Here is a 9,639-nt window from a genome sequence, read left to right on the forward strand (position 1 = left end):
GGGCACCCCGCTTAGCGGGGTGCCCTTCCATCTATAGCCTCTTCCTAGAGAGACGTTATAAAAACAACTTGATGGTGATGAATTGGTAGTGCTATGCACAAACGCTCAACAGGAGACTGAGCAAAACAAAACCGTGTAGCAGCGAAGCGACACGGTTTTGCATATTTATCGAGTTAATTCAGCAGTATTTCAAAGCTCTCTCGAACGACTGCCTACTCTCTCAAAGTCTTCCTGATTCTCCATATCCTCTACCACAAACTGTCCATCTAGGTCAGATGGGGTTTGAGGCATCTGCACAGGAATATCCGCTCCGTTAATGATCGCGCCCAAGAAGCGTACATCATCAGAATCCATAAACTGTTCGATTGCCTCAGCCAAGACTCCGTCTTCGGTGTAACCTGGGCGAGTCACGAGAACCATGCCATCAGCGTAAGGCTCTAGCAGCAAAGCATCATTGTATCGGCTCAACGCGGGCGTATCTAGAATAACCAGATCAAATCGACCTCGGACATCTTCTAGCACCCGTCGCATTTCAGTTGACTCTAGAATAGCCGCTGCCTGGCTTTGGGCACCCGGACTAGGCAGGATGTAAAGATTCTCGATCTCTGGCACCAGTCGAATGCAATCGCTCAAGTGACCGTAGTAGCGTAGCGGTTCGACCACACTTTCTGGGTCTGGTACTACTTTCAAAGACTTAGCCTGGGAAGGCGATCGCAAATCTGCTTCGATTAAGAGGGTTCGTTTGCCTGCTCTTGCAGAGGCGATCGCCAAATTGTAAGCACTGACTGTCTTACCTTCACCATTCAGCGTACTGGTCAATAGAACCATCTTCAGGGCTCTTCCACCAGCAGCTCGTCGGAGATTCCCACGGAATCGTTCGTAAGGTTCAATATAGGGAGAGTTAGCACTAACGACCAGCGGCAACCCATCTCCCTCATCAGGGATAGCAGGCAGCAAGCCCAAAATCGGCACTTCTTGCTGTCGCAAAGATGCCTGCAAATCTTGGAGCGTATGGAACGTTGCGTCCAGGGAATCCAGCAGCAGCACTAAACCACCACCAACCAGGAGACCTACAAAGGCTCCTACCGCCAAAATTACTACACTATTGCGTCCTTGATCCTCAACCAGTCCAGGTTGTGCAGGTTGAGCAATGACTAAATTACCGACTGTTTCTTTCTCAGCAATCGTAGCGTCTTCTAACCTGGCTTGAATTTGGTCATAGAACGATTTGGTCAGAGCCACTTCTTGCTGAAGTCGTGCTTGCTCAAGCTGTTTGTTAGGAATACTAGTGTACTCCTGCCTCAGCTCTTGTTCTGAAGCCGTCACAGCAGCAAGCTGTTGCTGCAAAGTATCTCGCTGCGTCTGTAAACCTACTAAAGTGTTTGCTAACTGTTGTCTTGCTGGGTCAAGGCTGCTGTCCTGCCGGATTTGGCTGGTCGGTAGAGGGGCTGCAATGTTATTGCCACCAATCACCTCTGCAACCCGCTGTCTGAGTAACTGATCATACGCCTGCTGCTGATTTCGCAACGCCACCATATCTGGGTGTTCAGCCCGAAGGCGCTGACTCAAAATCGACATCTGAGTCTCATTTTGGTATATTAGCGTCCGCAAGTTGGCAATAATCGGGTCAGCACTGAGAGCAGAAGAAGCATACGCCTGATCAGGAGAGAGTCCTAATCTGCCTTGCAAACTCCGAATTTGGGCATCAATGCCTTGCAACGTCAAGCGAATCTGGCGCTGCTGTTGCTGACTACCTGTAATTCCGCCAATTAAAGCTCCGTCCTGAGCCGCTTGAATCGCCGGACCTTCTTCGCGAACATATCTCTCCAGGTTCTGCTCAGCGGTTCTCAGGTCTCCACTAACCTCTCCCAACAGCTGGTTCAGGTTATCAATGACGTTACTGAGCTGCTGTGTATTAAATAGACGGCTTTGCTCAACCATTGCCTCCATCAAGAGGTTGGCAGTTTGCTCTGCTAATTCCTTGTCGGAAGACTGGTAAGACACCAATACCTGGAATACAGCGTCTTCCCCTTCCTCCTCAGGGTTGACCTGGACGATAGCATTTTGCCGAATCTCCTCACGAGAAAGCTCCACCTGCTGTGCAGTTAATTGCTCCTCTGCATAACCGACCACGTAATCAGACAGTAGCATTCTCCCCGTCAGAGCTTGACCCTGCTGCTGTAGGGCTGTACCCGTTGTAGAGAAAGTGACAGGGGGAGAACTATAAGTTAGAACACCCTCAGCTACATGGCTAACAGGAGGTTCTGGCTGAAGAGCAGCGACACCCGATAAGCCAAGGACGACAAGAAAGCCTGCAAGTCCAGCCCATTTGTGCCGATCCAGAGCTACGAGATAACGTTTGACAAGGGGAGGGGTCATGGCAGTAGGAAAGAATCGAAACGGTTAAACAAGCTTTGGGTCATGTAAACTCTAGCATCAGGAATAGAAGATGGCTCTAATCGTCATCATCGTCGCCAGGACCGAATAGGTCGTTCGCTCCATCAGCTAGTGAATCAAAAAATAGTAGGAATCCTAGAACATCTCGGAAAGGTTGCGTGACAGTATTAAGTGCATAGGTAATACGACTCACAAAGTTTCGACCCACAACAATAACGTCGTTGTTTTCAAGGGGGGGATCTTGGGATGCATTTCCTAATAGAGCTTCTTTTGCATCCAACTCTTGGCTGATCGCTCTGCCTTGTTCAGGGTCAAATCGAACTAGGGCAACTTCACCCAGGTCTGCAGTGCTTGGACTGACGCCAATAGTAGTTAGAGCATCCAGGAAGTGACTGCTGCTGGGTAGAGTAATGCTACTGATGGCTCCGGGTACTGCCCTTCCTCCAGCCGAGTAATTTAGAACACGGACGACGATTTGCTGTTGAGAGATCGTGGAACGGGCGATGAGGTTTCGATCGTAATCGGCGATCGCATCCGATGTCAGGGTTGGAATAATAATTGAATCGCCATCCGCCAACCTTACATCCGGAACACCATTGGCTTCTCGTAAGGGGGTGTAGAGATCAATATTCTGTTCAACTACCGATCCATCTGTCAAGGTACGTCGAACTCTGACCGTTCTCAAATCAGCTAGGCGAGTTGTGCCTCCAGCCGAGAGCAGAGCCGTTGTAAGTTGAGGCGCGGCTAAAGGATAAACCCCTGGTCTAACGACTTCGCCGGTGATGGTAACTTCAACAGGACGCTGGGTAGTTAAAATCAAATCAACCTGAGGGTTGATGACGTAGCGATTTAAAGCTGTTTGAATTCTATCTGTAGCTTGTTGAAGAGTTAACCCTTCCAAGGAAAGTACGCCAGCCAGAGGGACGATAACGTTACCTTCTAGGTCAAGCGTTACTTGAAAATTAAGCTCTGGATAGAAGGGTAAAGTTGCAGCAACTGCATCTCCTGGTCCAAGACGGTAGGCATCAAATTCGGGGGAGAGCTGATTGAGCGGGACACCTAAATCAGTTTCAGGATCTGGATTTAGAATTTCTCCACGGTCTATGAGCCGCTCTCTTGCTTCTTCTAAAAGTTCTTCAGCATCTGGATCAGCACTGGTAGACGGCTGCTCAGATTGAGTTTGACCGAGTGCGACAAGGGAGGAAGTGCTAGAGTCAATGACCCAAAACAAAACAGCGCTTGAAAGAACTGAGGCTAAAGAGTATAAGCCAACAAACGCCAGGGCAGTAAAACGACGAATAGGTTGATAAGGTAAGACTTGAGGCATGGGTCTTAACAGGATTAGGCTCCAGCTATGAGCTTGTAGGTTTATAAACTAGAAAGATTTAGAGTGTTGCATCAAAAGACTGGTTCGCATGGTCTTGGTTCCTGAGTTGTCAGACTTCAACAACCACAGTTGTCTGAATTATGATTCCGCACTCAAAGCGTTCTGCATAAGCGCTGACTGCACAGTTTGACCTAAAGCGATTGCCAAGGTTCTAACTTGCTCGATATCCCCTAAAGGCTGAATCGGAATCAGAATGCTGACTGCAACCCAGGGCATTCGATGGCGATTACGCCATTGAGAGCGTTGATCAGCCCAAAACCAGTGGCTAGGAGCCGGATTACCACCATCTGACCAGGCGTACCATTGCAAAACTGCATAGGTTTGTCTCTGGTTCCAGCCTCTCAAAAAGCGAGCCTCAACTTGAGCAGATTTTATTGAACTGCTATCAGAGAGCTGTCCTGACGGCATTTGCGCTTCAAATTTGATCTGACGCTTTGAATCCGCAGTCCACCGTTGCACCCCGTTAATATCCATCCACTCTACCTGCGGTTGGTCGCGCTGCCAAGTCTGAGGGCGCAGCATGAGAAATATGGGTGCTTGAGAGCTAGTTTCAGTGACAACTTGATTGGTAGGAGCGATCGCCTGGACTGACCAATCTTGACCGCCAATCTCGACAGTTTCCTGGTTAAGAGTTTGCCATTCGGGTAAAACAAGCCCTTCTTGCTCAATTGTTCTAAGCTGCTCTAAGGTTGGAACTTCGGGTAAACCTTTCCAAACCCAACTCCCTGTGAAGTAAGTGGAAATGGCAGGAATAGCGGCGATTGCCAAAATAAACAGAATTACTAGCATTCTGAGAAGCTGCGATCGCGGGGAAGTCTTAGAAAGGGACAACATAGCTCAAAATTAACCTAATAAGTTCATATTCCGGCATATTCAGGCAAATCGGGAAGCTTAAGATTCAGCAGCATCGACGATATCAGAATCATCAGGAATCCAGGCTTCAATCCCTCTCAACAGAAAAACTAACAGTCCCAGCATCGCAGCCGAGTAAAGATCACCACCCCACCCTTCATGCAGCCATGCGAAAGCCTGTTCCCTACCAGTGCCATGAAAGAAGGTCAGCAACGTATTGCGAAAAATATTGGCACTAACGCTAACAAAAATGATGCCCGCAAAGAACCAGAATGTCTTGGCACGGGAAGCTAAAGCGCCTGTCCAATGAAGCAGAAGCAAACCTACATAGAGGCTTGTGAACAGCATCTTTAACCCAGCACAATAAGGAGCAACTTCAACGATGCGATTGTTGACGAAGAGATAAATTTGGTCAACCCTAACATCCATACCAATTTGTTGCAGAATAAAGCCTGCTGTCCCGGCTATGAAGCTTTGCAGCGGTAGAGTGTAAGGCGCTAGTAGGTAAGGAATTTCGGTTGGAGTTGCTAGAAATACGAGCAGTAGGGGAAATGCTTGGAGTCGTAATCCTGACATTCCCTTCAGCCAGAGACAAAGCCCCGTCAAAATGATAGGTAAGGAAAGATTGATTAAGTCAGTCAGGTTGCTCCGATAGCAGGCAACTCCTAGCAGTAACAGAACGATTCCAGCTAAATGGGGCGTGTCAGATAATTGCTGCCAGCGGCTGCGGTTGCTCCAAGCTAGATAGGCTGCAAATGGTAGACCGATCAAGCCGTGACTAAAATATTCATGCTCAATGCTGATACTTTTGTTGAGCCACCCATCAACCCAGTGGAGTAGCAGGGGGACATACATGAGCAGCAGTAACCCCAGTACAGCTCCACTGAGGGCATAGCGTCCGATCGGTAGGGGAAGTTGATGCCTGATTTGCATAGCTTATCCTGGAACCAGTGAACTATGAGGTTGAATGGGAGGGTGAAAAACTAACGGTGCAGGAGTTTTGATTAACTCCTCAATTGCGTCAATGACTTGATTCACTTGGGTATTGCTAAGACCGGGGTACATAGGCAGCGAGAGAATTTGCTCACATAGCCCTTCGGCATGAGGAAAGTCACCCAATTTATAACCTAAATATTGGAAAGCAGGTTGAAGATGACAGGGCAGAGGGTAGTGAATTCCGGTTTGAATGCCTCGTGCTGCAAGCTCTGTTTGAAGAGTAGAACGATCGATGGGGCAATCTTCAGTAATGCGCACCACGTAGAGATGGTAGACGTGTCCACCGCCGCTTAAATTCTTGATGGGTACGATACCTTGCGATCGCAATGGACTAAGTAGCGCATCGTAATGTTGTCCAATTTGGTTGCGATCGCCATTCCACAGCGGCAGATGGGGCAGCTTAACGTTCAAAACAGCCGCTTGTAGAGTGTCTAGACGACTGTTGGTGCCGTAGTCAGTGTGGTAGTACTTGCGCGGCGCGCCGTAATTGCGCAGAGACTGCATGGTTTGAGCGACCAATTGTTCTTGGGTGACTAGCATTCCGCCATCTCCCATCGCTCCCAAGTTTTTGCTGGGATAAAAGCTAAATGCAGCAGCACTACCTACAGACCCCGCTCGATATCCTTCACGCTCAGCTAAGTGTGCCTGTGCCGCATCTTCAAAAATTAGCAAGTCATAACTGCTAGCTAAGTCCAACAATTGGCCCGGGGAAACCATCTGACCATATAGGTGAACTGGAACAATGCCTCGTGTCTTCGGTGTAATCGCTTTCTCGGCTGCTATCAGGTCAAGTAGAGCTGTCTCTGGATCGCAATCTACTAAAACGGGCGTTGCGCCGCTGCGTAGAACTCCAATTAGGGTAGCGACAAATGTATTGGCAGGTAAGATTACTTCGTCTCCCTGCCCAATGCCACAAGCCTGTAGACCTAAAGCGATCGCATCCGTGCCGCAGGCGACCCCAACGCCGTACTTAGCTCCACAAGCAGCCGCAAAATTAGATTCAAACTTCGTCACGGCTTTACCCATGACGTAATCGCCCCGTCGTGCAACGTTCAAGATCGCATCTTCTAGTTGAGGTTGAATCGGCTGATGCTGAAGTGTCAGATCAACAAACGGAATTTCGGCGATCGAATTACTCATGTTGAGCGAAGGGGATGAGGTAAGAGTGGGAGTTTGCACAGTAGCGATGGGGTGTAGATACAAAAAGGCTCTAATTCAGTTTTGGTCGATTTTTGCCGACTTGAACACCGTAGAAGCTTGAAGAGTGTGTGAAGGGAAGCTTGAAAATGGAGGCTTTGATGCCAACTCAGGAATTAAATTCTCTCCAAAGTGCTTAACTACAAGGAGGCTGTGCAAGCAAAAAAATTATAAAGATAGCATTCCCACTTCGCTGTTACACAAGTGGAGGAGTGCAGATGAAATTCAGGCTGTCAGTGACAAAATTGTGTTCACAGCAGAAAGTAGCTGCACTTTTACAGTCAGCTTTTACCACAATTGTTTGGGCATTCAAATCGTTGCTTTGAAGATGAACTTGGAGCAAACAGAATCTTTAAACTTTGAATCACCTCTAACGGCTGCAAAGACTTTTGAATTTAGGGCAGTGGATTAAAGCCGGTTAAAGGTGAATTAGGGGCGATCGCCTGGTCGTTCAGGTAAAAATGACAGAAAGCGCTGTAGGGCAGGTTGTCTGGAAATTTCTTCTTTCAACTTTGTTTCTTGAGGAGAAAGTACCTCTCGACTTCTTTCACGCTCCAGGAGATTTAGATAAGTCTCAAGGTCTTTGAAATTCCAATATGGCTCAAGCTTTTTACTAAAGTAATCAATTGAGCTGCTCATTTGTTCTGAGTCATTGCCGTTAATTTCTGCTAATAACGTTGCAACACGAGTAGGAGTTTCAAAATCTTCGCTGGAAGCTATTCCTTCTTCAAGCGATAAAACGGCGTATGCTAAATCTTTTTCTACCTTATCAGGTTCGCTTTTTAGCTGGAGCTTGTACCGATCTAATTCGTATTGGTTTCCATCAATTGCTTTATTGACAAGAGTATATTTTCCGTAGCGCAAAGGACTCTCTTCACTACTTGTGTTAGCAGTAATTCTGCCTGATGCATAAAGGCAAACGTCTTCTTCTAAGACTCCTGAATAAGGCTTTTGATTAGGTTTGCCAAACAGTTGCCAAAGTCCTCCGGCGACCTTAGCACCAACCTTGACGTACGGAAAAATGATTGAAAAAACCTGACTAGCTTTAGTGATTGCAGTTTCTTGAAAAAAGCCTTTTAGCTTGCTGCGCTCGTCACTGTCTAGATCGTCGATCTCTAGAATCTCTATTCCGAAGAGGAGAGTTCCTTCCTGATAGCTATTGCAGGAAAAGACAACTTCAGACGGAAAATCATCCAAGACTTTGCCACGCTCCACATTATTTTCGTAGTAGTGGATGCGCTGAATTTTAGGTTGTCCTTCTAAATGGGTGTTGGAAAGGATGAGTAAGTCATTATCTTTACCATCGCCCAGGGATAATTCCTCATCATAATTCTTCGTTACCCTGGCGGTTTTCAGCTTGATGTTGAACTGCTTCCCGACAGTAATTTGATTGTCTAAGTAGCCTGTGGCTTGGGAATTATCATAGGTGTGAAACAGTTCCTTTGAGCTGTGAGGCGTAAACTACTCTGTTTCAGCCACTGTTTTGCTCCTAAAGATTGAGCTTGATAAATTTCAGTACTATCACCCCAACCGAATCTAACTTTTATACCTTAAAAACAAGCAGCTACTTATTAAATTGAAATAAAGATTCTCCTGTGGAAGAAAACTTATGCTTCGGTAGCGCCCGGTTCAATCGCAACTTTGATCACTCTGCGGTCTTTCATGTCCTGAAAAACTTTTTCTAGCTGTTGAAGTGGCTGACTTTCGCTGACAAGTAGATCAAAAGGAACCTGACTAGATAGAAAAGCTAGGGCGGCTCGGACGTATTCGGGCATGTTGTGAAAAACACCTTTTAGGGTAAGTTCGCTGTAGTGAAGCTGCTCTGTGTTAACGCTAATAGTCGTGTCACGAGGGCAACCGCCGAAGAGGTTGACTGTGGCACCAGGACGGGCGCAGGCGATCGCCATTTCCCAAACGCTAGGTACTCCAGTTGCTTCAATCACGACATCAGCTCCCCAGCCGTCGGTCAAGTCGTGTACTACAGCAGGTACATCTGGAATTGAGCGATAGTTGAAGGTTTGAACGGCACCAAATTTTGCGCCGACCTTAAGCCGCTGGTCGTTGCCGCCAAACAGAAACACTTTGGCAGACTGCTGCACTAGAGCTGCGACAAACATTAAGCCGATCGCCCCATCACCTAAAACTACAACGCGATCGCCAGGTTTCACATTGGAACGAGCAACCCCGTGCAGGACACAGGCAAGCGGTTCGGTCATGGCAGCTAGTTTGTCAGACATTCCTTCCGGGATAGACAGAAGGTTGTGCTGTACGATCGCCGCTGGAATTTTTAAGTACTCCGCAAAGGTGCCGTTGTTGAAGGTGAGGTTGGCGCAAAGGGAATATTCTCGACGCTGACAGAAAAAGCAGGTCATGCAAGGGGCGGAGTTGTTGGCAACGACGCGATCGCCCACTTTCCAACCCGTTACGCCTTCTCCCAAAGCCACAATCCGTCCGGCCGCTTCATGTCCAAATAGAGTGGGAGGTTTCAGCATTTTGGCATGTCCGCCTCTGCGCCAAACTTTTAGATCAGTGCCACAGGTGGTTGCTGCTGTCACCTGAATCACGACCTCACCCGCTGCCGGAGTCGGGTCAGCTACCTGCTCTAGCCGTAAATCTTCCTGACCATAAAGTAAAGCTGCTAGCATTGCTGCCCTGTGAACTCGGAGAAACTTGATTCTACCCCACGGTTGATTCCTAATACCAATTCTTCAAAGTAAGGCTACAGATGGTATAAAGCTTTTGATGGGTTCAAAGACGAAGGATGGCAGGGGTATACAAGCTAGAGATTGGTGAGAGTGAGGAAGACCTCA

The 9,639-nt window shown here is 47.7% G+C and carries 7 protein-coding genes; all 7 read right to left on the bottom strand.

Going from position 1 to position 9,639, the window contains the following annotated elements:
- Positions 1-189: 189 nt before the first annotated feature.
- Complete coding sequence (locus tag H6G00_RS17480) at positions 190-2,379, bottom strand: tyrosine-protein kinase domain-containing protein (protein ID WP_190797732.1); 2,190 nt, start codon at positions 2,377-2,379, stop codon at positions 190-192.
- Between the two features lie 76 nt (positions 2,380-2,455).
- Positions 2,456-3,724: a polysaccharide biosynthesis/export family protein gene (locus H6G00_RS17485; protein WP_190797733.1), complete on the bottom strand. Its 1,269-nt coding sequence runs from the start codon at positions 3,722-3,724 to the stop codon at positions 2,456-2,458.
- A gap of 138 nt (positions 3,725-3,862) precedes the next feature.
- On the bottom strand, positions 3,863-4,618 hold the full coding sequence (locus tag H6G00_RS17490) for a cyanoexosortase B system-associated protein (RefSeq protein WP_190797734.1): 756 nt from the start codon (positions 4,616-4,618) through the stop codon (positions 3,863-3,865).
- A gap of 57 nt (positions 4,619-4,675) precedes the next feature.
- Positions 4,676-5,569, bottom strand: a complete 894-nt coding sequence (crtB, locus tag H6G00_RS17495; protein ID WP_190797735.1) for a cyanoexosortase B — start codon at positions 5,567-5,569, stop codon at positions 4,676-4,678.
- A 3-nt stretch (positions 5,570-5,572) separates the two neighbouring features.
- On the bottom strand, positions 5,573-6,772 hold the full coding sequence (locus H6G00_RS17500) for a DegT/DnrJ/EryC1/StrS family aminotransferase (RefSeq protein WP_190797738.1): 1,200 nt from the start codon (positions 6,770-6,772) through the stop codon (positions 5,573-5,575).
- Between the two features lie 486 nt (positions 6,773-7,258).
- Positions 7,259-8,044, bottom strand: a complete 786-nt coding sequence (locus H6G00_RS17505; RefSeq protein WP_190797736.1) for a hypothetical protein — start codon at positions 8,042-8,044, stop codon at positions 7,259-7,261.
- Between the two features lie 392 nt (positions 8,045-8,436).
- A complete protein-coding gene (locus tag H6G00_RS17510) occupies positions 8,437-9,474 on the bottom strand; it encodes an alcohol dehydrogenase catalytic domain-containing protein (RefSeq protein WP_190797737.1) in 1,038 nt (345 codons plus the stop codon).
- Positions 9,475-9,639 lie beyond the last annotated feature (165 nt).

The sequence above is a fragment of the Leptolyngbya sp. FACHB-541 genome, assembly GCF_014695875.1.
Lineage (GTDB): Bacteria > Cyanobacteriota > Cyanobacteriia > Elainellales > Elainellaceae > JAAUTN01.

Bases quoted from the DNA above. Each gene is read 5' to 3' on its own strand.
- H6G00_RS17510 (WP_190797737.1), bottom strand. From the start codon at position 9,474: ATGCTAGCAGCTTTACTTTATGGTCAGGAAGATTTACGGCTAGAGCAG.
- H6G00_RS17490 (WP_190797734.1), bottom strand. From the start codon at position 4,618: ATGTTGTCCCTTTCTAAGACTTCCCCGCGATCGCAGCTTCTCAGAATG.
- H6G00_RS17485 (WP_190797733.1), bottom strand. From the start codon at position 3,724: ATGCCTCAAGTCTTACCTTATCAACCTATTCGTCGTTTTACTGCCCTG.
- H6G00_RS17500 (WP_190797738.1), bottom strand. From the start codon at position 6,772: ATGAGTAATTCGATCGCCGAAATTCCGTTTGTTGATCTGACACTTCAG.
- crtB (WP_190797735.1), bottom strand. From the start codon at position 5,569: ATGCAAATCAGGCATCAACTTCCCCTACCGATCGGACGCTATGCCCTC.
- H6G00_RS17480 (WP_190797732.1), bottom strand. From the start codon at position 2,379: ATGACCCCTCCCCTTGTCAAACGTTATCTCGTAGCTCTGGATCGGCAC.